We start from the raw sequence: 26,442 nt of genomic DNA, 5'->3' as shown, positions 1-26,442 counted from the left end.
ACAGTCTGACGAAGGAGCGATTTGCTACGCAGGTGCAGGGGCGGCTGCTGAATCTTCCCTGTTGGCACGTCAACTGTGATCGGATCGGCTCTGTTTTTGAGCTAGCATTTGGAGCGAGAGTGAAACGTTCCAGTCCGCTTGGACGCGAGGACTACTCGGAGGAATTTCGTCATTTCGAGGGAGAGTCAAATCTGATGGTTTGGTGTTCGTGGAGGCTGGATGGCCCCTCTGGCCCTATCATCAGTTCCGACAATGAAGTGGGACGTCACGAGTGTCTTTCGAGAATCGTCGGTGAAGTCATATGCAAGATCGAAATTGACACGCTGTCATGGGACATGAAATTGCATTTCAGCAATCGGAACACAATTTCTGTCTTCTGTGATCACGTTCCCCCAGATCCGTCCTTCAATGGAAACTGGGATTTGTTTGCGGGGCAGGACGTGTACTTCGCGGGGCCGGGAAATAGGTTTGGGATCGAACCTCGAACAGGTGAAGTGTGATCATCACTTGGGCTGGGTGGCATGTTCAATGACGACCTGAATTGGGGGTCATGTAACGCCGTCTGATTACCCGCTGGGAATACTATGCCGAACTGTTCGAGGCCTACGTCACTTAATTGCTGAACACTTGATTCAACACGAGGGGTATCACCTTTGCTGCATCAACTGCTATTTGATATCCATGGAACGTGTACCGAAAGTTCCACAATGCAAAAAACTCCAGCAGGTCGGGGACTCGCTGGAGTTCGAATTTCAATTTACCACTAAAACGTTTAGGTTTTGCAGAGTTCCAAGGCGTCGTTGCTGGACTGCTCTAAAATCTTCGCCGCTGAGTCTGTGAATAACTCGCGGGCTCGCTTCACGCCACTCTCTTCAAGAATTCCAATGAATGGATTGGATTCAGGATCGTATCCAGCGGCGGATTCATTTCGCTGGACATAGTTTGCCATGTCATCCGCGACCGCAACCAACGCGACAAGTTTCTGAAACTTACCGGCTCGTTTAGGGAAGTGGTGATACCGGACGCTGGCGACAATGGCTTCTGGCAATCGGTTTTCGGTCGTGAACCAGGCGCCGACTTCCGTGTGTGTGGTGGTCCAGCAGAGTTGTTCTTGACGCAATTGCGAGGTGGGATGTTCCTCGAAATTCACCGGGTCTGCTTCCAGAAACTGTTCAGGCAGGGCAACTGCGACGAGGAAACGGCCGATGTCGTGGATCAATCCGGCAGAGAATTCTTCCCCATTACAACCGACTTTTAGTGATCGGTTAATGTTGGAAGCCATTACGGCGGTGACCAGACCGTGTCGCCACAACAGGTCACGAACCCATTCTTCTTCCAGAGTGAAGCCTTCAATCAAGCTGGCGAAGCTCGATGTCAGGATCAGGTTGCGACATTGCTGCAGCCCCAGCCGGACAGTGGCGTCCGCAAGGCTGGTGATCTGACGTCCCTGTGAATAGATCGCGCTATTTGCGACCCGAAGCATTTCCGTTGCCAGTTTCAGATCTTGTTCGATGAGTTTCGTGACTTCACGAATCGAGCAGTCGGGATCGCGCAGCATTTCCAGTGCCTGCTGGGCAATTGCGGGCAACATCTGAATTTTGGACAGGCGGGCTCCAAGACGCTTCTGAATTTCTTCTGGAATAGAAATTACGTCGTCGTCATTCCGCGATGACAGATCAAGAACCATAGAGAATGTCTCATCCTGATACATGGATCTCAGCGACCTTTTGACCCCAATTTGTCATTCGATCTCAAATATGGCCCAAACGCAGCGTGCGTGCATCAGCCTCTGTCAGGTACGCGTGATTCTGTTGAACTTCCCTTGAAATTCGAAGTGGAGGCAATCAAACAGATCATGTGTTCTGGCAGGGACCTGACACGCTCTGGCAGGCACAATTCCGTTTGAACTCTAGGTCACGTTGCAAAGAAAGAAGCTGGATGTCGCGAAAATGCAGCATGATCACGGGGCGATCATACCGGTTGATGTGATTTTTCCGCTTCGAAATACTCGAACGTACGTATGCACCATTCAATATTAGAGAGCAGGCACTAATTCGCCGCGCATTCGTCCCCGTCATCCGCGGATGAGTTGAAGGAAAACAGGGGGCATCATCTTGGGTGAGAAATTTCCGTCCTCCAATTGGTTTTCGTCCCCCTTCGAGGCCACAAGTCCTTCGGGCCGAGGCTATGATGGGAACGTCGCGAAATGAGTGCCGAGTGGATGGTGTGCCTTCGTATTTCGAATCCGACCTGCATCGGACTTCATGGACCTGATTCAATGACTCAATCACTCGTCAGAACAGCTGCCCAACCTGGTGGTGAAATTCGATTTGAATTTGGCAGAAACTGGCAGAATTTCTTGTCAGTGATTGATGAAGAGCGTATCGCAGTTGCGGTCGAATCGTTGAAGGTAATGCTGCATGTCGATCATCTCGACGGAAGCACGTTCCTCGATGTCGGCTGTGGGAGTGGGCTGTTCAGTCTCGCAGCAGTCCGGCTCGGAGCGATGGTCCGTTCCTTCGACTTTGATCCTCAGTCGGTGGCATGCACGGAAGAGATGAAGCGCCGATTTGCACCGGACGCGGAATGGATCATCAGTTCCGGTTCAATTCTTGATGACGCATTCGTAGCGACATTGCCAGAGTCCGACATCGTCTACAGTTGGGGAGTTCTTCATCACACAGGAAAGATGTGGGAAGCGATTGAGAGCGTCCTCCCTTTGGTTGCGCCGTCCGGGCAGCTGGCGATCTCGATTTACAACGATCAGGGAGGGGCGAGTCGTCGCTGGCGGGTGATTAAGAAGGTCTATAACCAGTCTCCGTCCCCATTGAAGTCGCTAATCGCCCTGGGATTTGGTCTGTCACACGAACTCAGGCAGGCGTTGATTCGAGTTGTTCGACTTCAAAACCCGCTTCCGTTTGCAGATTGGAGGCAGAAGAAGCAAGACCGAGGGATGTCTCCTTGGCATGATATTGTTGACTGGATCGGTGGCTACCCATTTGAAGTCGCTAAACCGGAAGAGGTCTTCCTTTATTGCAGACGTCAGGGATTTGAACTGACGCACCTGACCACTCAGGCCGGGGGATATGGCTGCAATGAGTTTGTCTTCAGGCGTAGGACGTTCAACTCTGATTGAGCGATCTCGGCAGATCTTCAGATCGACCACTCTTACTGGTGCCCATCTAGTGATCACCGGGGTAGTACGGTTCAACGTGGACAACGACTTCACGGACGAACGGCCAATCGGTTTGAATCTGAGCTCTGACTTTCTGGGCGATTTTGTGCCCATCCGCGACCGTCACTTCCGGAGCAACTTCAATGTCGATGTTGACATGTGCATCGGGGCCAGCGTGCTGAATTCGCATCTTCTCGACGTCGATGACGCCTTCCACCTTTGATGCGGACTTTCGAACCCGTTCAAAGTCCTCTTCGCGGGGAACTCGGTCCAGCAACTGATGCAGGTTCTCGTTTGCCGCCTGCAAACCAATTCCCATCATGACCAGGGACAGCAGAATTCCTCCAGCATGGTCAAAGATGGCTCCATATTGAGGCAGCAGACTCGCGGCCAACAATGCGACTGCAGCGACAACACTTGTCAGGGCGTCGACCAGAAAGTGCAGGGACTCGGCTTTCAGGGCAGAACTGCGAGTTCGTTTACCGGCATGGTAGATGAGCCACGTTACGACCGCCAACGCAAGTGTGGCTGCAGCGGGAATCAACCAGGTCCACCCTGGGATGTCCCGGTGTGGAGCGGTTCCTGCAACAGCGATTGCGTTACTCCATCCAAGCCAGACTCCTGATCCGCAGAGTAATAAGCCAAGCTGAAATCCAGCCAATGGCTCGACACGACCATGTCCAAAAGGATGCTCAAGGTCCGGTGGACGTGCGGCAAAACGGATGGCAGCCAGCAGGACGAGGCTTGATATGACGTCGAACAGACTCGAAATTGCATCGACAAACAGCGCGGACGAATCCGACCAGATGACTCCGGCCGCTTCAACAACAACAATGATGAGCCGGACCCAGATTCCAACGAGCGTAATATAGGTCAGGTCCGATAAACGCTGTTGGCGCGCACCATCCACATCGCAGTCAACCGAGATTGGATCAGGAAAGGCGTCTTCTTCAGCCACAGAACAGCCCCGAAATACAGTGCGACCCATTTAAGCGAGCCGAAAGCAAGATTCCTGGGGGACTATTGCTGCCGGGAAACTCGATACGAACAAAATTCGAAACTCAATTGGTTTTGATTATATCAAACGATATTCACGACAATGAGGCGCCGATTCCATCAAAGTTGAATGATGTTCCTGAGAAGCTCGGACCTCGGGCTCCGCAAATTGAAGCGAGTCTATTGCTAACTTGCGGCTGATTCAGTCTGATGCGTGGACTGAATCACTTTCGAGGCCCACTTCAAACGCTCTGCTGATTGCTCTGCATGAGAATTATTGCTGGAAAATACCGCCGTCGCATCTTACTGACCAGTCCAGGCCAGACGACTCGTCCGATTACAGATCGGGTGAAAGAGTCCTTGTTTGAGAACATTGAAAAGCGGTTGATCGGAGCCCGGATTGCCGATGTTTTCGCCGGTACCGGGACAATCGGGATGGAAGCGTTGTCCCGAGGTGCCAGTTGCGTGACGTTTATTGAGAAGGACCGCGTTGCATTGCAGTTGCTTCGGCAGAATATCGCTGCCTTGAAGTGCGAAGATGAAACATTGGTCTGGCCGGCTGATGTGCTACGATGCTCGTTTCGGCCCAAAGGAAAGAAGGCCCCGGCATTCGTACCGTTTCAGGCAATCTTTTTTGACCCTCCATATGCCATGGTTCCTTCGATGGTTGAAGGGTCTCCGTTGTGGCTTTCTCTCTCTCGGCTCGCTCGACCTGATGTCAGCACAGAGGGAGCGACTCTCGTTCTTCGGGTTCCAGAACGAGCCAAGTATGACATCCCACCTCAATGGGTGGTTGACTGGTCGCTTGAGACGTCAAACATGAAAATTGACATCTGCCGTCGAGTGTCGGATGCAATTCCGCAAGATGCTGAAATTGCTGCTGACGAGATTGCTGATGACAGCACTGAAGATGGCGACGCAGATGGCGGCACCGAAACCGGTTCGTCCTCGTAACGTCTTCATGATGACCGTTGAACTGGCAATGCAAACTGGTGAGCAGGCTTCAGTCGTTTGCTGATGAGCGATTCCTGAATCTCTCGACACGGTCCTTGAGCTTTTACAAGCAAGTTCCTTTATTCAAACTTGAGAGTCATGGCTCCCGAATCCACTCCTGACGCTTCTGTCACTTCGATTTTACTCGCAATTGAATCGTCGTGTGACGAAACGGCGGCGGCGGTTGTCGATCGGAACGGTCAGGTTTTAAGCAGCGTCATTGCGTCTCAGGACGAATTACACGCTCGATTTGGCGGTGTGGTCCCTGAGATCGCCTCCCGAGCCCATCTTGAACGCATTCTGCCTGTCATTGATGAAGCACTTCGCCGAGCGAATGTGAAGCTTTCGGATCTCACGGCCATCGCTGTCATGACAGAGCCCGGTCTGGTGGGATCGTTACTTGTCGGCGTGACTGCGGCCAAGACTCTGGCGATGGTGCTGGATCGTCCGTTGGTCGCTGTGAATCACATTCACGCTCATTTGTATGCCTGCCGCATGCAGGCTCAACGAGACATCTTCCCGGCAATCGGACTTGTGGTCAGTGGAGGTCACACGAACCTGTATGATTGTCGGAGTGCGATTGAATACGAACTTCTCGGGTCGACCATCGACGATGCCGCAGGCGAGGCTTTTGATAAAGCGGCAGCACTGCTAGGACTTCCTTATCCCGGGGGGCCTTGGATTTCGAAAGTGGCTCAGAACGGAAACCCGAAGGCGTTTAATTTTCCGCGATCATTCCTGCGAGACGAGCGACTCGCTTTCAGCTTCAGCGGCCTGAAAACCGCAGTGCGATATGCTGCGTTGGGCCAACCCGGCGCGCTGGCTTCGCCGCCTCCATTGACCGAAGAACGAATCGCCGATCTCGCAGCAAGTTTTCAGGAAGCGGTCGTTGACATCCTGATTGCCAAATGCCGTCAGGCGCTCAAACGCTATCGTCGGAAAACTCTTTGCATCGGGGGAGGAGTTGCGGCAAATCAGCGACTCCGGGAGCGTCTTGAAGAGCTTGCAAAGAAGGACCGAGTCGAAATTGTGATCGCTCCACTGTCATTGTGTACTGACAACGCCGCGATGGGAGCAATCGCCTGGGAACTGCTTGAGAACGGTCAGACAGCCAGTCTTGATGTGGACGTCGTCCCGGGGCTCGTTCGACACTCATAGTGTCATGCCTGAGTGCGACGTCCCGATCTCAGTCCTGTTGGACAGCGGAACTGTCGGTCGCACGTCCTGAGACATCAATCAGAATTTCCACCGGACTTGCGAGGTTCGTCTTCAATCTGAGTTGACCTGAAAATGGTCCAGCTTGAGCCGGTGTCACAATGAGTTCCAGACGCTGTTCTACAGCGGGTTCTGATGGCAGTGTGACATTCAAAAAGTCCGGGGTTCCATTTTCGATCTCAGTGAGGCGAAAGGGAATCTGCATCACGCTGGTGATCAAAATTCTGCGTCTCTGACTCTCTCCGACGTTCAAACTTCCAAAGAGAATTCGACTTGGGTAGATCAGCGTTCGTGGTGCTGACAGGTTCAATAGCAGATCGTCGCTTGCGGACTCTTCCCCTCGTTCATTGAGAATAGCGACTGGCAACGACCAGGGATCCGCGCGACTCACAACTGTTGCGGCTTCCTCTGGTGAGAGTGTCAGCTGAACTTCGATCCTCCATTGCTTTCTCCACAGGCCTTCTTCAACGGGTTCGACTGCACCAACTTGTTTGATGGAGTTCGCTTTTGCCCATTCAGGCCAGCGCATTGTCTGGATCTCATGTCGATCGGATGGCGTCCCCCTGTAAATCTGCTCCACCATGACCTGAAGTGTTTCGGAGACGGCTGCAGTTTGTGGAACTGGAATCGTATGCACACGCGGTGATAACTGCATGTCCCGATAGACCTGCAATGTGCATCGAAGGGGAAACGTTCGCCGAAGATCCCGATCTTCTATCGCCAGCTCCGCTGTGTACTCCTTCTCGCCAGACGCGTCAGGAGGCAACGCCTGTATGAATACAGTCTCATGTCTTCCTGAACTGACAGAGAAGGAATCCTGAGATTTGAGCTTCTGTCCATTGACGTTCAGCCCATAACAAGAGCAGCCAGTGGCCTTGAGAGTCAGAACGCGATCTGAATATGTGTCATTGACGATCTCGAAAGGGCATTGAATGAGTGCCGAACGATCTTCTGACTTCAAGATCTCGCTCATCAGCAAACTGGGCGATCGGACATTTTCGGAAACTGTCAGCTCCCCATCCTGACTTCCGCATCCGCTTAGAAAGAGTGCAGTGACGAAACTCAGAGCAAATGTCAAAAATGTCTGACGGCCTGCGGAGGGGCTGAATCGGTGCAATCCGGAGCAGCGATTCCTGTGAACTTGCGAATCGAACGCCGGAAGGCACTTTCGGTTCGTTCGGTGGTCGTCAGATCGAATGTCACTGATCCAATGCATGAGTGATGACGATAAACAGATCGGAATTGAGGGAATCGTGTGAGTCACGAGTCATGGTTGCTTTGAAAAGTTCCCCTCTGGTCTTCTACTGTACCGAATTCCTGAACTGTCGTCGTCTGAGTGTGAACTCTGGCGAAGGGGCATTCATAGAGCGTTTCCGCGACGCGCCTTTGCGATCGGGAGACGGCAACTGTGAATGATTCCGAGCATGAATCAGTGCAATGAAAAGGTGATTCAAGTGGCAACAAATTCTTCATCCCCTGATCAGCTCCGCACATGGGACAACACGCATGTCTGGCACCCTTTTACTGCCATGCAGGCATACGAAGCTGAGAATGCACCGATCATCTCGGACAGCGAGGGATTCGATCTGATCGATGTTGAGGGAAATCGCTACCTGGACGGGATCTCATCACTCTGGTGCAACGTCCACGGTCATCGTGTGCCAGAGATGGATGCAGCAGTTCGTGCTCAATTGGATCGGGTGAGTCACACCACATTACTGGGGCTTTCCTCTCAGCCGTCGATCGAACTCGCCAGAGAAATCGTCGAGCGAACACCCTCTGGTTTGAACAAAGTGTTCTATTCAGACAGTGGCTCAACCGCTGTTGAAGCTGCGTTGAAGATCGCGTTTCAGTACCACCGGCAGAAGCCCAACAAAGAAACGCAGCGCACAATCTTTGCGACAGTCAGTCAGGCATACCACGGCGACACGATTGGATCGGTCAGCGTCGGAAGTATGGAACTCTTTCACCGTGTTTACGGGCCATTGCTTTTCGGGACGGTTTCCTGTCCATCTCCTGTTGCGCTGCGACGCCCGGAGTCGATGTCGGCCGAGGCATATCTTCAGTTCTGTTTTGATGAAGTCGAACGCATCCTGAAAGAACATGGATCACAGATTGCAGCGTTCGTGATTGAACCGTTGGTGCAGGGGGCGGCTGGAATGCTGATTCACCCCACCGGTTACCTTGCCCATGTTCGCAAACTAACGAAGCAGTATGGAATCCCGTTGATTGCCGACGAAGTTGCCGTTGGATTCGGGCGAACAGGGACCATGTTTGCCTGTGAGCAGGAACAGGTTGAACCGGATCTGATGTGCCTGGCGAAAGGGTTAACAGGCGGGATTCTCCCTTTGGCAATGACGTTGGCCACTGATGAGATCTACTCTGCATTTCTCGGTGCTCCATCAGAAGGAAGAACATTCTTCCATGGGCACACCTACACCGGGAATCCTCTGGGATGCGCTGCCGGATTGGCGTCGCTGGAACTCTTTGACAAAAACGACGTGCTCGCCAATGTCAAAGCGAATGCGGACCGAATTGAAAAGCGACTCGCGGTCCTACAGGATCATCCGCACGTTGCAGAGGTGCGACAGAAGGGGGTCATGGTCGGGATCGAGCTCGTTCGTGATCGCGACACGCTCGAACCATTTCCATCAGAGCGACGAACAGGCCACTTGATCACTCTGGCGGCAAGAAAACGCGGAGTGATCGTCCGTCCGTTGGGCGACGTTGCTGTCCTGATGCCTGCCCCGGCAATGCTAGTTCACCTCATCGACAAACTCTGCGATGTCATGCTCGAGTGCATCGATGAGGTGACAAAAACGACAACGTAATCTCTTATGATTAAAGGTCGAATTTCAGTTCGAGGGGAGCTGTTCCCTTTTGGATTGAAGTCGTCAGGACGGAATTTTCCTCGCGCCAGAATTTCGCTGGAAGAATTTCCTTTGCGCCCTGCTGCATTGCGTCAGCGTGAGTCAATTCCGCAGGAATATCGGTGCCATCTGGCATCTGAATCTTGCTGATCAAAACACGATACGTTCCTGGGACCGCGCCCTTTGTTTTTGCTGGCGAGATGCCATTGATTGGTGTCATGACACTGAATTTTCCCTCTGCGTCAGTCAAGCCATAGGCTGCCCGAACTGCATCGGTTCCGAACGGAACGAGGGTCACTGTTGCGCCAGCGAGTGGCTGCTTCTTAAATGTAATGACACCAGAGACTGGAACCAGTTCTTTATAAAAATCTGGAACATCAGGTTGCGATCCGCATCCACTGAAATTTCCCAGAAGAAGAAGGCAGATAAAGGCTGTGGATTTCAGTCTTTTGGTGAATGGAAACTGCGTTTTCATATTGAGCCCTTGAAATTTCGCATCTCTGGCGATTCGCATTTTCCAGAGGAAGCCGAGACGAAGACGACAGATTACGTTCGTCTTAGTTACAGTTGCCTGTGTTTATGAGGGAAGAGACACCGGAAGTTGAACTTCGGTGTCTCCTGAGTTCTTAGCGCTATGAATGAGCTATCGATCGGAAACTGTGCTTGAACTAGAAGTTGTCTAACTGCTGGACAGCCGTCAGAAGTGGCTTCTGTAGGAATCGATCAAACAGCCGATTCCTGTTTTAGAACTCACCTAAAACCGTGCCGTCGGCGATCAGGTCAAGTGAGGTTCTAATTGAAGCGGCGGTGTTCTGACTCAGGAATCGGACGCCTCCATCTGCCATGAGAATCTGTGTTCCGCCAGTGTGCATGCTGCCGGTGTTGGTCCAATCCCCGAGTTTCATCAACGGATACTGAGAAGGATTATATGGTTCTCGCTCAAAACGATTTGGTGGATTGTGACGTAGAGTAAGGCCAATCTGACACCAGCCACGACCATACCATTCTGCATTGCTCCCGTTCAAGCAGCATCCCTTGAGTGTCTCGGCCATCATACAGGTGTTGCTCATCCCATCAACAACATCACTAGTACGGCATCGGCTCCCATCTTCAAACATGGTTCGCGACGCGGTCGCGCGAGTTACCCATTGATTGCATTCTGTATGGCCTCTGTACACGATGAAATCGTAGCTGGTGCGGTGGGTGTATGCTGTTGAATAGCTGGCTGTCACATCTGAAGGGCAACTGATCAGCGAGGCGATTCCGCTTGTGGCCGCCTGAGCAGTGGCAATGTTAGTGGCGGCTGTCGCTCCGCATAATGGATTGCCTCCTCCTGATATTTGTGTGGTAAACGCTTGGTTGAAGTTCAACTTATTGTAAAGAGGGGTTTGTTCCAAAAATGGGAGAAGAAGAACGAAGCCGTTCAAGTTCATCGAACAATGCGATGGAACGTTGCCCGTCGCTACGCAGTCACCATTTCCAAGTTCGGAAGGAGGGAAGACGCTATGTGTATCGAGATAATTATGAAGTGAGAGCCCCAATTGCTTCAGTGCGTTCTTGCAACTGGACCGTCTGGCTGCTTCGCGAGCTTGTTGGACGGCGGGGAGAAGCAATGAAACAAGAATTGCGATAATCGCAATGACGACCAAAAGTTCAATGAGTGTGAACCCCCGCGAAACATGTTCCCTGAACTTTGCAAAAGGGGCACTTTTGCGATCGGCATGCCTAAGCGACGCGTCAGTACGTGGTTGTTTCATGTTCGTGGGCCCAACTAAATGAGTGGTATCTGAAAACGAGAGATAGAGATCTCAGAGGAAATTGAGTTTGTCGAAATTACTGCATGGATTTGAGAGAATTTATGTAAATCTACGGTAATTGATTTCCGCTTGCTACAAGTTTTAGGTGCCATAATATGCAATCGACCGTTAGTCGAAATGCAATGTTCCCACAGGCACACCCCGAACCACTGGAGTCAATAGCGATGTCAATTGACTCCGAGTTATTTGTTGTCTGCGGGGAATGGGATGACTGCGGAGATTGTGCGGGCTCCTCGGTCTCGTACGCTTTCTCTTCTCTCTGAAATGCTGTCCAATGGAGACTCCTCATTTGCGTTTGATTTGAACGGGTTTTCGACAGGACTTTCTGTGGCGGCGCGGCGAATAAAACAGGCTTCGGCGACGAAATCAGGTGGATCTCAGGTCTCCGCCTGGGCCTTCTGGGATGTCGTGACAATCGCTCTGATTCTCACCCGATTCTTGGTGCCGACGGAAGGAGCGGAGCAAGGTCAAACGCTGTGGATTGCGACAGGCTGGTTCGCATTGGCAACTGTGCGCTGCTGGTGGCTTTCTCGTCACACCGGATGGACGTTTCCGCGTTGGAACTGGACTGACATTGGAGTTACGCTGCTCGTTGCCGGGAATTGTCTTGCCGCGGTTGTTGTCTTGACAGGACTCGGAGATAAGCGGGCAGCGTTAAACGGTCTTTGGGAATGGCTTTCGATTGCGGTGATGTGGTTCATGGTCCGCGATCAGTGGCGTTCAGAATCATTCCGCCGTCTGCTTCCTGTAACACTCCTGATCACATTCGCGGCGCTCGCGCTACTTGGACTCTGGCAGCATTTTGTCTGGTATCCTCAACAGGCCTGCGAGCTGAAAGAAGTGCTGGAGCTGCGAACACGAATCGAACGGAATGAAGTGCTCAGTTCGGTCGAGCAGAGTCGATATACAGAACTCGTTTCGACGGTCGGCGGTGACTTGCTCACCCTGGACGAGAATGGTCGAAAAGGGCTGATCAATCGTGCCATGCAGAGTGTGGAGCCGATTGGTCGATTTGCGCTGGCGAATTCCCTTGCCACACTACTGGTCGTCGGGCTGTTTTTCGCCTTCGATTCTCTGGTGCAGATCGTCAGAATGAATCGCACGCCGGGCAGGCTTGCTGCTGTGGTGGGGCTGACGACGTTACTTGTTGCCTGTCTGGTTCTGACAAAAAGTCGCACCGCAGTGATTGGTGTCGGGGTCGCGTTCGTGTGGCTGGGGATTGTATTTGGTGTTGCTCGATCGAAGTGGAGCAGCGGGACAATACGCGCGGTCGGCGTCTCTCTTGTCGGCCTTGTTGTTCTGGTGGTTGTCCTCGCGAAGTTAGGAGGGCTGGATCGTGAAGTATTGAGTGAAGCTCCCAAAAGCCTCCAGTATCGTTTGGAATACTGGCAGTCGACTCTTGGTGTGATTCGTGAACACGTTCTTTTCGGAGTTGGACCAGGAAATTTCCGCCAGCACTACATCAAACACAAGCTTCCCGGTGCGAGTGAAGAAATTCTGGACCCTCATCAGTTTGTGCTGGACGCGTGGGCGCATGGCGGGATGATCGCTTTGGTAGGGGTGTTGGCACTTGCGATCGGCTGGCTTGTCTGGTGTGCGCTCCCCCTCCTTTCTACGCGTTTAGGCATGAATCCAACAGGCGACAATGTTGTTTCTGAAGCGAGCGTCGCGAAGTCCGTCGGACGCAAGTTGGCATGGAAGAATGTTCTGTTAGTGGGTGTCGCGGCTTTTGGAGCAGTTCTCGTTGAAGAATGGTTGTTTGAAGGTTTCACAGATGACATCTTGATCGGCGTGATGTTTGTCTGGCTGGTCATTGCCGCTGGTTTGCGGTTCGTACTTGTTGACCGAGGCCCGGATCGGCCGTTCATGCTCGCAGCAGGAATCGCAATCTTTGTGCATCTTTGCGGAGCTGGTGGCCTGAGCATGCCGGGGGTTCTGCAATTGCTCCTGCTTCTCTTCTTGCTTGCGATGCCAGAACCGATTTCAAAATCAGAGTCAACACAAGTAATCGAGGTCGGGAATTCTCGCACCGATTCGCAGGTCCCACTTCTGGGAGCGACGATCACAGGACTCACATTAACGGTGCTCTGTGTCTGGACTGGGCTGCTTCCTTACTTGAACAGTAGCCTGTTGCTGGATCGAGCGAGGCACGAGATGTTGACTCAGGGAAATCAGCGTGCCGTAGAGCGATTACTGGAGCAGGCTGCTGCAGCGGATACGCTTTCTCCAGAACCGCACCAGCAACTGGCAATGCTGGCTCATCACAGGTGGTTGCAGGATCGAAGCAATTCGGCGCTTTTCAATAAGTCGATTGAGGAACTTGAACTGGCCGATCAGCGTGATCCGTTTGCTGCCAAGAGACAATTCATTCGGGCGGAGTTCTGGATGGATCGCTATCGAAATGAACCGAATCCTGAATTCGCCAGCGAAGCAGTGACAGCATGTGAACGTGGTTTGAAGCAATATCCACAACATTCCCCTTTGTGGGCTTTGTACGCACTCGCTTTGGATGCGAGCGGAAAGCCAGCCAGTGCGGCAATTGCCAAAGCGCTGGAGCTGGATGATCTCAATCGGAAGAATCAGCACTTCGACAAATTGCTACCAGAGGCAAAGAGGAAGCAGCTTGAAGGTCTCAGTGAGCAAAAAGAGTAGGAATGCGTGACTTTTTTGAGGGAAAATCGCTGTCGTTGGAGCTTCATGATCCATTTACAGTGAAGCCGTGGCAGCCCGGCAATGTGGATTTTGCGCTTTCGATGTCGTCAATCTTCCGATGTCCATTCAGTGGCTCGCTTTTCGCTTAATGAAACTGTTTCTAAGATGCATGAGAGTTTTATGCGGACTCGAATGCGTTTCTGAGAGTTGGCTTTCTGATGGTTTTCAGGGGCGAGCCGGATCGGAAACGCCAGTTTGAGAACAGCCCGGTGAGCGTGCCGGTTGTTCTGGTCGATTTGCATGTGCTTGGCTGGAATTGGGGATTGCACTGTGAAGCCACTTCAGACACTTGCTGTCATTGCCACTTTGATCGTCGGTCTGGCAATCCTGTCCTGGGTTTTCGGCAGAGTGGCTCCAACGCCGCCGAAGCAGGTCCATCAGCACGATTCCCACACTCATGATTCAGAGTCTCCGGATCATCCTGAAGAGGAATCGGCTGGTGATCCAGACAAAGATCATTACCGTCAAAATCCATTCAAGATTGGGACCGGAGAGAACCAGCCGAAGGCAGAAGTTCCCGAGATTCACTTCGCTTTCGGGCGTATGGCACTCGGCGAAACCGGGAAACACGACTTCGTTGTGAAGAACGTCGGCAAAGCTCCCTTGAAGCTTGCTCGCGGGCCTGCCCAGTGCAAGTGTACGGTCAGCGGATTGAAGGAACAGGAGATCCCGCCGGGGGGGCAGACGGTGATTCACCTTGCCTGGACTCCGAAAGATATCGGCGAGTTCTCGCAATCGGCGACCATCTATTCAAACGACCCGACAATGGCAGAAATTAATCTGGGCGTGTCCGGAGAGATGTTCCCAGAGATTATCGTCACTCCGACCACCGGATGGAATCTTGGGCCATTCTCCAACTCAAACGACATTCCTCTAGTCGGCTCTTTGGAGTCTTCCGTTATTGAAAAGTTTGCGATCACCAAGATCGAAGTTCCGGACGACAAGGTGAAACTCGAAGCGATTCCTTACTCTGCGGAAGAATTGGAACAACGAGGATTGCGCGTCGGTTATCACCTGAAGGGGCATCTCAAGGGGATTGAAGCTCCAACGACAGTGAAAGAGTCTGTCGTCATTCACACCGATTTAGAGAAGCACCCGAAGTTTGAACTCGAGGTCACAGGGACACGTACCGGGGCGCTCACCATTATTGGGCCAAACTGGTTCGCTGGTGGTCCGCTGATCGAGCTGGGAAGTATCGAGCAGGGGAAGGGGAAGGAAGTCAAGTTTACCGTCATGATCAGTCCTGGTGACGAAGAACTCAAGCTCACGGAAGTGACCGCTGACCCTGGATACGTGACTGCCAGATTGAAGCCTGAACAAACAGGAAAGGAGCTCGCCCGAGAACGCTACTCCCTGTTTGTGTCTGTCCCTCCGAACAGCCCAAAGGGGATATGGACATCATCCAACCCCGGGAAGCTGGTTTTGAAGACAAACCATCCGAACGTGAAGGAACTGGAGATCAAACTGCATCTGAATGTCGATTGATCCTTTCCCTGTTGAATGGCTGGTTCGTGCGGTTCGCGTGATCTTGCCTGTTGTCGTTCAGTCATGGACACTCAGGTGTGGAATTTTGAGAGTGGCCTATGTCACGCTTGTTTCAGCCGACAGGCCCTTTCACGGTTCCAGTCGACGCAAGTCCGCTGATTCCGGAGTTGATCGCTCCACTCACGCTTGAACAGCTGAAACGTAGCCCGATTTGGTACGGGAATTCGCAGCTCTCCTGTGGAGAACTGTTTGAAGTTCGGGAGCACGCGGCAGATCCGAACGAGGTCCTTTTTCAGGGCGATCTGCGACGGGTGAACTCAATTGGGGCGAATCTGGCTCAGGGCCGAATTCGGGTCGTTGGTTCAGTTGGAGCTCGACTTGGTTCCGGGATGTCTGGAGGAGAGATCACGGTTTCTGACGATGCCGGGGATTGGGTTGGTGCCGGCATGTCAGGGGGCATCATCCGAATCGACGGGAATGTCGGGAATTATGCTGGGGCCGCTTGCATCGATGCGCGTCGAGGCATGTCTGGCGGAATGATTCTCGTGCAGGGAACCGCAGGAAACTCGATTGGCGAGAGGATGCGCAGTGGAGTGATCGCGGTGCAGGGAGTCGCCGGAGATGGTTGCGGAATCGGAATGATTGCCGGAACACTTTGCTTGCTCGGCGGTGCTGGTGTTCACCTGGGGGCTCGCATGAAACGAGGGACGATCCTTGTCGGGGGGGATAATGGATCTTCTGAGCTCCTTCCTCCGTTCGCATATTCCTGTTCGTCGCATCCTGTCTTTCTAAACCTGCTTTTTAAAGAGTTGAAACAGGCCGGGATGACGATTCCAGAAGCATGGTGGACTGCAAACTTCGATTGCTTTCGAGGAGACGGTCTGGAACTCGGTCTCGGTGAGCTCTTCTTCCCTTCAGTCCGGTAATGGGTTGCGGAAGCATCAGTTCACTGCCGACGGCATTTCGTCGCAACAAAGTATTTCAGAGACGTATACGCCACGTTGCAGACACTGTTAAAGTACGGGAAATCGACTGGTCTCGATTTCTATTTGAATTGATGACTTCAGTGCGAATTTCGAATTGATGGGACAGAATCCGGGACGAGGCAGCAGGGGCGGCCAACCGGATTTTCATCGCAGATGGCGCAGCACCGCCGTTTTCACAACTCACCTCAAAGATGTAGGTCACCCAATGCGGACTCGGGAACAGTTGCTTTCTGAATTGACCGGCCAGGTTTGGGATGTCGTGATCGTTGGGGGCGGGGCAACCGGACTTGGCTCTGCCGTCGATGCTGCATCACGCGGGTTCCGGACCTTGCTGATTGAACAGAGCGACTTCTGTAAAGCGACCTCCAGTAGAAGCACGAAACTGATTCACGGCGGCGTCCGCTATTTGAAACAGGGAAATGTTTCACTTGTTCGTGAGTCATTGCACGAGCGGGGCCTATTGTTGCGAAACGCGCCGGGGCTGGTGAAGCCATTGGAGTTCGTGATTCCGACGTTCTCGCTTCCGGAGCGCTTGTTCTATGGCGTTGGGCTGAAGGCATACGACCTGCTGGCAGGAAAGCTGGGCATGACGAGCTCAAAAATGCTTTCAACAGCGGATGTCCAACGGCGCGTCAATACAATTCGAGCAGACAAATTGAGCGGGGGGGTCTCTTACTTCGACGCTCAGTTTGATGACGCGCGACTGGCGATTGCGATGGCTTCCTGTGTCGAAAAACTCGGTGGGACAGCGTTGAATTACACGCGGGTGACGTCATTGCTCAAGAGCAATGGGCGCGTATCCGGAGTTGTCGTGAAAGACGTTGAAACTCAGAAGCAATACGAGGTCGCGGCAAAGGCTGTCATCAACGCGACGGGGATCTTCACGGATTCGCTTCGAGAGATGGATGATGCTTCTTCACCGCCGATTCTGAAGGTGAGTCAGGGGACCCATATTGTTGTCGATCGCTCATTTCTACCGGGTGAGACAGCGATCATCATCCCCAGCACAGACGATGGGCGTGTCGTCTTTATCATCCCATGGCACGGCTCGGTTGTGATTGGAACCACAGATGTTCCGGTTGCCGAACCGGTTCTTGATCCGATTCCGCGAGACGATGAAATTGAGTTCCTTCTGCATCACGCGACTCGCTATTTGTGTCGTGAGGTGACAGTGGCTGACATCCGCAGTTGTTTCAGCGGGCTCCGGCCACTCGTGAGTGCTAAGGGGACCTCGGCGACCTCAAAGCTCTCTCGCGACCATCATGTGAGCACGTCGTCCAGCGGAATGGTGACTGTCACTGGCGGGAAGTGGACGACATACCGGCGAATGGCTCTTGATGCGGTGAATGCCGCGATCGAAGCTGCAAGGCTTGAGAATCGTCCATCGGCGACAGAGAACATGCAGCTCACTGGCAATCTCCAGGACGAGCCGAATGCTCCTCAGTCTGTCGAGTCGATTACGAATGAATTTGTGCTGAAAGCGATTCACGACGAGTCCGCCAGAACGGTCGAAGACGTTTTGAGTCGCCGGTGCCGGCTTCTGCTCTTGGATACCAGAGCAGCGCTGAGTGTTGCGCCCGTAGTCGCCAACATCATGGCACGGGAGCTTCAGTTCGGGCCGGATTGGCAGGAAGATCAGCTGAATCGGTTTGGAAAGCTCGCGGAAACGTACTTGCCCCGAGGTCAGTTCTCGGTTTAGACCGGATTGGCTTCTTTACGGAACGCAGCGGATGTCGCTCTGGTCACCAGACGGAGGACTTCCGTCGGGGTAGGAGCATTCCGCAAATTTGGATCTCCTCCGGAAAACCGCGCATGCGGTGAGATCGCGTCCGAGGCGGGGGGGATTTCCCCTCTTCTGGATTCGAGATCGCGACGAGTTGGAGCTCGATTTCGGCCGTTTCTCTTGTCTAAGTGGTTATTTTCAAGAAGGTTGCGATTTCTTCTTCTTTGCGCCATCGATTTCGAAGCTGATCTTTCGAGTCCCGGATTCGCTCTGGTTACGGCGGAACTGTCGAGGCTTTTTCTAGGCAACTTTTTGAACGGATTTTCAGGTAGAGTCAGGACTTCCAAGACTCTGCGAAATTCCCATGCTTGACTTTTGGAGCTTTTGCTGAGTATAAAGCACGACTAGCTTGGTGGTTGTTAGTCTGTTTGCTTCTACGCGATTCATCGCAGGGCTGATTATGTTCTTTCGCTCACGCTCGGGTTCTCACCAGAATTTGACATCAAAGTCTGCAGCATTCAGCTTGCTGGCACTCTCACTTTTTGTCGTGGGATCAGTTGTTGGATGCGGGAACGGCGGAGGCAAAGAAGGCGGGACGGTTGAACTGCTCAATGTCTCCTACGATCCGACTCGTGAGTTGTGGAAGGATCTGAACGCGGCTTTCATTCCAAAGTTCAACGAAACACACAAGAAATCCCTGAAGGTCAAGCAGTCTCATGGGGGCTCAGGTCCTCAGGCTCGCTCGATTATCGATGGTCTCGAGGCGGACGTCGCAACTCTCGCACTCTGGTCGGATGTCGACGCCATTCACAAAAAGGGACTGATTGCTGACGGGTGGATTGAGAAATTCCCCAACCGAAGCCTGCCGTATACGTCCACGATCGTGTTCGTTGTACGCGAAGGGAACCCTAAGAACATTCAGGACTGGGGCGATCTCGTGAAGGGAGACGTTTCTGTCATCACTCCGAGCCCGAAAACATCAGGGAATGGAAAGCTTGCGTTTCTTGCGGCCTGGGGGAGTGTGATTCAGGCTGGTGGAAACGAAGAACAGGCTCAGGCATTCGTGACAGATCTTTATCGTCGGGTGCCAGTTCTGGACACTGGAGCACGCGGAGCAACCACCTCTTTCGCTCAGCGCGGATTAGGCGATGTCCATTTGACTTGGGAAAACGAAGCACATCTTGAGCTCAAAGAAGCTGGCGGGAAGCTTCAAATCATCTATCCGAAATCGAGTATTCTTGCTGAGCCGCACATTGCGATCGTCGACAAAACCGTTGATCGAAAAGGGACTCGGGAAGTTGCGGAAGAGTATTTGAAATTCCTGTACACACCTGAAGGTCAGGAAATCATTGCGAAGCACCATTACCGCCCAACGGATGCCAAGGTTTTGGAAGCTCATCGGAGCTCGTTCCCTGATCTGGAGCTGTTTCAGGTGACAAAAGTTGCCGAAAGCTGGGACGCGGCCCAAACTCGATTTTTTGCTGAAGGTGGCGTTTTTGATGCCATCTATCAGGCCAATAAATAGTTGAACGAGACGCTGGTTTTCAAGGAATTTCCGGCGTTTTTCCATGTGTCCGCTTCGGTTCACCAGTTGACCGACTTTGACTGGCAGGCAAAAGCAGAACTCACCAACATGGTCTTTTCAGGCTCCGAAATCGCCTCGCTTGAGTATTGGAACTTGACAGGAAGCCCTTCAATGATGAAGTTCTCCCCTGAAACTTCGTCCGGGACTCCTTGTTTCAGCTATTTCGGCGTCTCTTTTTGTGATGGAAACGAGCCTTGACGGACAGGTTTTACGTTTCCTTTATTGAAGTCGGTGAGAGGACATCTGTGTCGCAGTCTGGCATTGTTGAAACGGCGACACCCAAGGATCCCGGCGATCATCCCAAAAAGATTGCCGCGGAATCCAATTTGCCAAATTCAACACCACATCCGCTTTTACGTAAAAGTCCATTGCCAGGCTTCGGTCTCAGCCTGGGCATTACGATGGCGTATTTGTCCGTGTTGCTGCTGATTCCATTGGCAGCCTGCGTTCTGAAAACATCTGAGCTGACTCCTCAAGCGTTTCTGGCTGCAGTGTGGTCGGCACGAGCTCAAGCTGCTTACCTTGTGACATTCAAAACGTCACTTCTGGCTGCAATGGCGAGTGCGGTTTGCGGTGTGCTGACTGCCTGGGTGCTTGTTCGCTACGAGTTTTTTGGTCGACGTTTTCTGGATGCACTGATCGACCTTCCGTTTGCTCTCCCAACTGCGGTTGCCGGGCTGGTTTTCTCTGCACTGCTCGTTGAGCAGGGCTGGTATGGTCAGTTTCTCGTTCCGCTGGGCATTAAAGGGGCTTATACCCAACTCGGGATTGTGATCGTTCTGACGTTCATCGGAATGCCATTCGTGGTCCGAACGGTGCAGCCGGTCCTCGAAAGTATGGAGCGGGATACTGAGGAAGCCGCTGAGTCGATGGGGGCGAATCGCTGGCAGACATTCCGGCTGGTTTTGTTCCCTGCGATGTGGCCAAGTATTCTGACTGGATTCGCACTGGCATTCGCCCGAGGTTTGGGGGAATACGGGTCTGTTGTCTTTATCTCTGGAAATATGCCGTTCAAGACGGAGATCGCTCCGGTGTTGATCGTGGCACGGCTCGAAGAGTTTTCGTACCCCGAAGCGACTGCAATCGCGATGGTGCTCGTGACTGGTTCTCTGGTTTCGCTGGCGACAATCAACTGGCTTGAAAGAAGGAGTCAGCGCTATGCAAATTAAAGGGCACCATGGTCTGTCGCGTGTCTCCTGTGCAGCACCCAACGAGCCACTTTGGTTGCGTTGTGTGCTCATTGGATTGTGCTATCTGATCGTTGTCGGGTTGATTCTCGTTCCGCTGTATTACGTCTTTTATGAGGCAATCAAGCCAGGGCTCGGACAGTTCTGGAGTAACCTGGTTGACGACTCTGACACCAGGCACGCAATTTGGTTGACGATGACGGTCGCCCCTGTGGCGGTCGTGTTGAACACGGTTTTCGGAATCGCGGCGGCTTGGTCGATTACTAAGTTCCGTTTCCCCGGTCGTGCAGTATTGATGTCGTTGCTGGACGTGCCATTCGCAATTTCCCCTGTTGTTGCAGGGTTGATGTTTGTGTTGCTGTTCGGAATGCAGGGTTATCTGGGACCAACTCTTCGCGAGTATGACATTCGAATCATTTTTGCATGGCCTGGATTGGTTCTGGCCACCTGCTTTGTGACGATGCCGTTCATTGCGCGCGAGTTGATTCCGCTGATGCAGGCGTTGGGGAAAGACGAGGAACTCGCTGCTGTCAGCCTTGGTGCGAACCCTTGGCAGCTCTTCTGGCGAATCACTCTCCCGAATATTAAATGGGGGTTGCTCTACGGAATTATCCAGTGCAACGCCCGAGCAATTGGGGAATTCGGTGCTGTTTACGTGGTCTCCGGCCATATTTCCGGGGAAACAGACACCATGCCGCTTCGGGTTGAAAAGCTCTATCAGGAGTATAATAACCCAGGATCGTTCGCGGTCGCGTCGTTGCTGACACTGATGGCATTGTCAACGCTCGTCGCGAAGGTCATTCTGGAACGGTGGATCGCAGCTCAAGATGCTGCACGTTTCAATGATGTAGAATAAGGCGAGTAACGCCTGAGTGACATTGGATAAAAGTGAAAGACCTGTCTTTCAGATGCCGAAACAGGGGAAGATTCCTGACCGGAATTTCTGAAGACAAATTGAGAGAGTTTCGAGGACTCTCACAGCCTGAGCGGGTGTCATCGCTTGAATGCTGACATCCGGGCAGGAATAGAAAAGCAGGACGATTATGAGTATTACCATTCGTCACATCACGAAGAAATTCGGAGAGTTCACTGCGCTCGAAAATGTCAGCCTCGAAGTCCCTTCCGGCTGCCTCCTCGCATTGCTGGGGCCATCTGGCTCTGGGAAAACCAGCTTGTTGAGAATCATTGCCGGTCTCGAACATGCTGACCGTGGCTCAATTCTGTTTGAAGACGAAGACGTGACGAAGCAAGCCGCTCGTGATCGCGGTGTCGGGTTCGTCTTCCAGCATTATGCGTTGTTTCGACACATGACAGTGTTTGAAAACATTGCGTTTGGAATGCGAGTTCGCAAAGTCAACAATGCTGAAGTGAAGTTGCGCGTCAACGAGTTGTTGTCTTTGGTCCGTCTTGAAGGTCTTGGGCATCGCTATCCAAGTGAATTGTCAGGTGGCCAGCGTCAGCGAGTTGCATTGGCGAGGGCTCTTGCTGTTCGCCCACGAATGCTGTTGCTGGATGAGCCGTTCGGTGCTTTGGACGCCAAGGTCCGTCAGGAATTGCGAACATGGTTGCGTCGGTTGCATGAAGAAATGCACGTGACCACGGTCTTCGTGACACACGATCAGGAAGAAGCGTTTGAGGTTGCGGACAAAGTTGTTGTCATGCGACAGGGGAATATTGAGCAGGCTGGAACGCCTCAAGAGGTGTTCGATCATCCTGCGACCCCGTTTGTGATGGACTTCCTTGGGAATGTGAACGTCTTTCACGGGCGAGTTCAGGCCGGGACCGCACACGTCGGTCCGTTTCAGCTGGCATATGCTGACTACCAACATGATGAGCCGCGTCAGGCGACCGCGTATGTGCGTCCGCATGAACTTGAGATCGAGCGTTCACCAACGTCGATTGCCTCACTGCAGGGACGCGTTGTTCAGTTAAATCCGAGCAGTTCTGTTGTCAAAGTTCGCGTTTGTCTCGATGAATATGGCATCGAATTGACCGTTGATCTGGTCCGTGAACGCACGCGGGAATTGAATCTGGCGATTGGGGATGCGGTGTTTGTGCGTCCGAAATCGGCCAGAGTTTTCATGCCGGAAGCCGAGTATTCGATCTAAACCCGTTCAGGTCTCTCTGTGTTGAAGTGATCGCGGAAGCGGCGATTCCTGTTTGAATCCTTTGGACAAACAGCAGGGCTAGGGCTCCGTCGTCAAACGTGGGCCTCGGCTTCTTTGTATGTGCTTGCGTGAACACTTTCAGACCGATTGCGGAGCCATCGTGCTTCCTCTTCAATCGGGTACTGAAGTTCAAATCTTGAAGAGATGAATACCTGCGTGACGCATGACTTTCAGGTCTGCTCTTGTTCGCGGTACGCTCGCTGACTGGTGGGAATTCTCGGCCTGGATTTCGCAGATTTTCAGCGACTCATTCAAGATCGCGATTAGAACCTTGATTCGGTAATTCCCTATTCGTTCTAATGCGATTATTGAAAGATGACTTGCCTTGCCCCCAAGGAAAGTCTTTTCGGGAATCAGTGCAGATTCCTTGCGAATCGCTTTTTGCTTCTCAGGCAAGGCATTGGATGTAAGTGCGATCCGCTTACGGAAATGACCACATCGCCACTGTCTCAAGGGAACTGTAACTTGGTCTGGACGATCAATTTCCCAGTCAGATCTTCACAGGGATGTCACATCGCGGTGAGTTTCCTCGCGTTGGCATTCTGTCTTCTAATTTCTGACACTGCATTTGCGTTGGCCCCTGATCGATTTCTCACGCAGGCATTCCTTCGAAAGTGGCAAGCTCCACAAGGATTACCAAGAGCGTCGATTCTGTCCCTGCATCAGACTCAGGATGGAATTCTGCTTCTCGGAACTCAGGCGGGATTACATCAGTTCGATGGATTGAAGTTTCAGCATCTCAACGCGGTGAATGGACCGTCGCTTGAGAACGTCTGGATTAGTGATATTCAGCAGTCAAACGATAAGGCCATCTGGTTGGCGACCAATGGTTCTGGTGTCTTCCGTTATCACGATAGTGATACGGAAGTCGTGGGAGCGAATGCCCGACTTGATCTGTTGAATGTCCATCATCTCTTTCTGGATTCCCGCGATCACCTTTGGATTGGCACTGACGATGGGGTGTATGTGCTTGATACCACGGTCAGGACCAGTACTGGCTGGAATGTTGAGAAAGTTGGATCTGCTCAAGGTTTGCCACTGACCAATATTCTCGCTTGTACCCAGACCGAAGATGATGCCGTCTGGGTTGGTGGGACAGGAAATATTCTCTATCGCGAATCAGAAAACACGTTTAGCGCTGTTTCAATGAAGTCCATTCCCGACACCGCCATCGTGACGACATTGCTCGCCGATGGTCAGGCGATCTGGGTCGGGTCAAGTCATGGTCTGGTCAGAGTTGAAGGTGATCAGGAAACTCTGTACTCAAAAGAAAACGGACTTCCGCATGAGTGGATTGAGTGTCTGACTTCCAGTCCTGATGGCAGTTTATGGATTGGGACGAAAGATGGAATCTGTCGACTTCGCAATGGGGGAATGGACCTGTTTCGCACTCGAGACGGGCTCTCCCAGAGTACTGCGTGCTCGATTTTAGAAGACCACGAAGGAAGTCTTTGGGTTGGTACGAAGAACGGTCTCAATCAATTCGTCGATCGACGCACAGTTCCGTTAACGGTCAGTGAAGGTCTAGGAAGTAATGAAGCCGGACCGATCCTTGAAGACTCTAATCGTAACATCTGGTTAGGGACTCTGGATGCAGGTCTGGCGTTGGTCGAGGGACAGAGTTGTAAGACACTCTTCACAACCCAGAACGGCTTGCCGAGCAATAAGATTCTGTCATTGGAGCGAGATGAGCAGGGCTCTGTCTGGATCGGAACGGACCGCGGGCTCTGTCTGATGCAGGACAAAAAGATCATCGATTTATGGGATATTGAAAAAGGTCTGCCATCGAACATTATTCAAGCACTGTGCATGGATAAGAACGGGGTCCTTTGGATCGGCACGAACAAAGGGATTGTGTTTCGGAAGGACGGCGAAATTCACACGCCAGAGAATGCAACAGGGCGCGAAGCTCACTCCATTCTCGATTTGCTGGCGAATGATGTCGAAGGTGTGATTGCCTCTGCCGAGACGGGAGTGTTTCTCTGTAAAGAGTCCGGAATGGTCCAGATCCTGCAAAGTTATAGTGCGTTGCAGGGAGTCGATTCGATCATCAGAAGCGTTGATGGACTTTACTGGATGGGTACCCGAGATCGGGGATTGTTCGTTGTCGATTCGCTCGACGGCAAAGGGCTCGTGTTTCAGTTTACGATGAAACAAGGGCTCTATGATGATGAGATCTTCGGAGTTGTGGCCGAGCCTGATGACCGGTTGTGGCTCGCATGCAGTCGCGGGATCTTCTATGTCAGTCGCGAGGAACTCCTGAAATGTGCTCGCGGCGAAATTCAACGTATCGTGAGCAGTCCGTTCAGCCCGACAGAGTCTCAGAAAACGGTTGAATGCCAACGGGGAGTGCAGCCCTGCGCGGTGATTTCTGAAAATAATCTGCTTTGGTTTTCAACGAACCAGGGTGTGCTTTCGGCCTCTCCACAACGCCTGTCGCGAACTCTGCCAAAGCCAAATGTCATCATTGAGGAAATGCAGGCAAATGGGGATCGGGTTGATTTGGGACAGCCCGTCCGACTCCCTGCCGGTCGTGCAAACGTGTCCTTTCGTTATACCGCAGCCACTTATGTGGTCCCCCAACGGGTTCGATTCCGGTATATGCTGGAAGGATTCGACGAAGATTGGATCGATGTCGGAGAACGCCGTGAAGCGTTTTATACCAATCTTCCTCCGAGGCACTATCGGTTTCGAGTGAGTGCGACAAATCAAACATTGAACTGGTCTGAGATTGCAGCGCCAATCGAGTTCGTAGTGCCCCCTCATTTCTACGAAACAAGGTGGTTCAAAATTGGTTCACTATTTCTCGCGGGCTTCGTCTTCTGGGGCATCTATCGTCTCCGCGTGCTGCAAATTCGGTCACGATTAATGGCGGTGATGGCGGAACGCCTGCGGATTGCTCGCGAACTCCACGATACACTGATTCAGGGCTTCTCTGGTGTGACGATGCAAATGCAGGCGCTGTCCAATCGCTTGCAACCGTCTCTTGAGCAAAAGACATTGAAAGAAGTCATCTCCGACGCCGGCTTTTGTTTGCGGGAGGCGCGACGAACAGTTGCCGGACTGCGAAGTACAAGTGGAGCTGCGAGTCTTCCAGACGCCGTCACACAGGCGGCGACTCAAGCGGCGGAAACTCATGGCTTGCAACTGAAGCTCAATATCGAGGAATTGTCTCGTCAGCTTCCCATGGAGGTGGAGTACCATCTGTTAAGGATCGCGCAGGAGGCAATTTCTAATACGGTCCGTCATGCTGATGCGAAGCATCTTCATGTCACGTTGACGTTCCGGTCGGGGCGAATCAGGCTGGTGATTAAAGATGATGGGCGGGGATTTCAGGTGGCCGGTGCCGAAGGGCGATTGCCTGGGCATTATGGATTGATCGGAATGAGGGAGCGTGCGATCCAAATTCATGGGATACTTGAACTGCAAAGTTCTCCTTCAGGTGGTACAACAGTTCAGATCGATGTGCCGATTCCTCCCCAGCCATCGGAAACCACTCCTTGGTATTCCAGTCGCAGTGTCTGAGAAGG

Annotated in this window: 18 protein-coding genes; 13 read left to right on the top strand and 5 right to left on the bottom strand. The window is 52.5% G+C overall.

Annotation, left to right across the window (positions count from 1 at the left end; genetic code table 11):
* Window positions 1-772: 772 nt before the first annotated feature.
* Window positions 773-1,687: an HDOD domain-containing protein gene (locus tag SH527x_RS05990; RefSeq protein WP_437193743.1), complete on the bottom strand. Its 915-nt coding sequence runs from the start codon at window positions 1,685-1,687 to the stop codon at window positions 773-775.
* 678 nt (window positions 1,688-2,365) lie between these two features.
* On the opposite strand from SH527x_RS05990, the gene SH527x_RS05985 reads away from it, so the two are divergent.
* Window positions 2,366-3,136, top strand: coding sequence for a class I SAM-dependent methyltransferase (locus SH527x_RS05985; protein ID WP_437193742.1), 771 nt, complete (start codon window positions 2,366-2,368; stop codon window positions 3,134-3,136).
* A gap of 46 nt (window positions 3,137-3,182) precedes the next feature.
* Here the strand turns inward: SH527x_RS05985 and SH527x_RS05980 are convergent, their stop codons facing one another.
* Window positions 3,183-4,133, bottom strand: a complete 951-nt coding sequence (locus SH527x_RS05980) for a cation diffusion facilitator family transporter (protein WP_437193741.1) — start codon at window positions 4,131-4,133, stop codon at window positions 3,183-3,185.
* Between the two features lie 305 nt (window positions 4,134-4,438).
* Here SH527x_RS05980 and rsmD point away from each other — a divergent pair, with 305 nt between their 5' ends.
* Together rsmD and tsaD are read left to right on the top strand one after the other, a co-directional pair.
* Window positions 4,439-5,125, top strand: a complete 687-nt coding sequence (gene rsmD / locus SH527x_RS05975; protein ID WP_437193740.1) for a 16S rRNA (guanine(966)-N(2))-methyltransferase RsmD — start codon at window positions 4,439-4,441, stop codon at window positions 5,123-5,125.
* A 138-nt stretch (window positions 5,126-5,263) separates the two neighbouring features.
* Window positions 5,264-6,322 carry a tRNA (adenosine(37)-N6)-threonylcarbamoyltransferase complex transferase subunit TsaD gene (gene tsaD / locus SH527x_RS05970; protein WP_437193739.1) on the top strand — a complete coding sequence of 353 codons (1,059 nt, stop codon included), beginning with the start codon at window positions 5,264-5,266 and terminating at the stop codon, window positions 6,320-6,322.
* A gap of 28 nt (window positions 6,323-6,350) precedes the next feature.
* Here the strand turns inward: tsaD and SH527x_RS05965 are convergent, their stop codons facing one another.
* Entirely contained in the window at window positions 6,351-7,352 is a 1,002-nt protein-coding gene (locus SH527x_RS05965) for a hypothetical protein (protein WP_437193738.1), read from the bottom strand.
* A gap of 451 nt (window positions 7,353-7,803) precedes the next feature.
* On the opposite strand from SH527x_RS05965, the gene bioA reads away from it, so the two are divergent.
* A complete protein-coding gene (gene bioA / locus SH527x_RS05960; RefSeq protein WP_437193737.1) occupies window positions 7,804-9,210 on the top strand; it encodes an adenosylmethionine--8-amino-7-oxononanoate transaminase in 1,407 nt (468 codons plus the stop codon).
* 10 nt (window positions 9,211-9,220) lie between these two features.
* On the opposite strand, the gene SH527x_RS05955 is transcribed toward bioA, so the two are convergent.
* The gene (locus tag SH527x_RS05955; protein WP_437193736.1) at window positions 9,221-9,724 is read right to left on the bottom strand and encodes a hypothetical protein; all 504 of its coding nucleotides are present in this window, start codon (window positions 9,722-9,724) and stop codon (window positions 9,221-9,223) included.
* A 268-nt stretch (window positions 9,725-9,992) separates the two neighbouring features.
* Complete coding sequence (locus SH527x_RS05950) at window positions 9,993-11,006, bottom strand: DUF1559 family PulG-like putative transporter (protein WP_437193735.1); 1,014 nt, start codon at window positions 11,004-11,006, stop codon at window positions 9,993-9,995.
* A 267-nt stretch (window positions 11,007-11,273) separates the two neighbouring features.
* Here SH527x_RS05950 and SH527x_RS05945 point away from each other — a divergent pair, with 267 nt between their 5' ends.
* The 9 genes from SH527x_RS05945 to SH527x_RS05905 all read left to right on the top strand — a co-directional run bounded on the left by SH527x_RS05945 (window position 11,274) and on the right by SH527x_RS05905 (window position 26,437).
* Entirely contained in the window at window positions 11,274-13,718 is a 2,445-nt protein-coding gene (locus tag SH527x_RS05945) for an O-antigen ligase family protein (RefSeq protein ID WP_437193734.1), read from the top strand.
* A 330-nt stretch (window positions 13,719-14,048) separates the two neighbouring features.
* Complete coding sequence (locus SH527x_RS05940) at window positions 14,049-15,263, top strand: DUF1573 domain-containing protein (RefSeq protein ID WP_437193733.1); 1,215 nt, start codon at window positions 14,049-14,051, stop codon at window positions 15,261-15,263.
* 98 nt (window positions 15,264-15,361) lie between these two features.
* On the top strand, window positions 15,362-16,189 hold the full coding sequence (locus SH527x_RS05935; protein WP_437193732.1) for a formylmethanofuran dehydrogenase subunit C: 828 nt from the start codon (window positions 15,362-15,364) through the stop codon (window positions 16,187-16,189).
* A 265-nt stretch (window positions 16,190-16,454) separates the two neighbouring features.
* A complete protein-coding gene (locus tag SH527x_RS05930; protein WP_437193731.1) occupies window positions 16,455-17,948 on the top strand; it encodes an FAD-dependent oxidoreductase in 1,494 nt (497 codons plus the stop codon).
* A gap of 547 nt (window positions 17,949-18,495) precedes the next feature.
* Window positions 18,496-19,497 (top strand): sulfate ABC transporter substrate-binding protein, encoded by a 1,002-nt coding sequence (locus tag SH527x_RS05925; protein ID WP_437193730.1) that lies wholly within the window; start codon window positions 18,496-18,498, stop codon window positions 19,495-19,497.
* A 461-nt stretch (window positions 19,498-19,958) separates the two neighbouring features.
* Complete coding sequence (cysT, locus tag SH527x_RS05920) at window positions 19,959-20,726, top strand: sulfate ABC transporter permease subunit CysT (protein ID WP_437194591.1); 768 nt, start codon at window positions 19,959-19,961, stop codon at window positions 20,724-20,726.
* Entirely contained in the window at window positions 20,716-21,600 is an 885-nt protein-coding gene (gene cysW, locus SH527x_RS05915; protein ID WP_437193729.1) for a sulfate ABC transporter permease subunit CysW, read from the top strand. The genes cysT and cysW overlap by 11 nt, the downstream gene beginning before the upstream one ends.
* 187 nt (window positions 21,601-21,787) lie before the next feature.
* Entirely contained in the window at window positions 21,788-22,852 is a 1,065-nt protein-coding gene (locus tag SH527x_RS05910; protein WP_437193728.1) for a sulfate/molybdate ABC transporter ATP-binding protein, read from the top strand.
* A 579-nt stretch (window positions 22,853-23,431) separates the two neighbouring features.
* Entirely contained in the window at window positions 23,432-26,437 is a 3,006-nt protein-coding gene (locus tag SH527x_RS05905; protein ID WP_437193727.1) for a sensor histidine kinase, read from the top strand.
* The last annotated feature ends 5 nt before the right edge of the window (window positions 26,438-26,442 follow it).

This window comes from Planctomicrobium limosum (assembly GCF_051465645.1).
Lineage (GTDB): Bacteria > Planctomycetota > Planctomycetia > Planctomycetales > Planctomycetaceae > Planctomicrobium.
The sequence above is the reverse complement of the archived record's forward strand: the minus strand, read 5'-3'. Positions and strand labels throughout refer to the sequence as shown.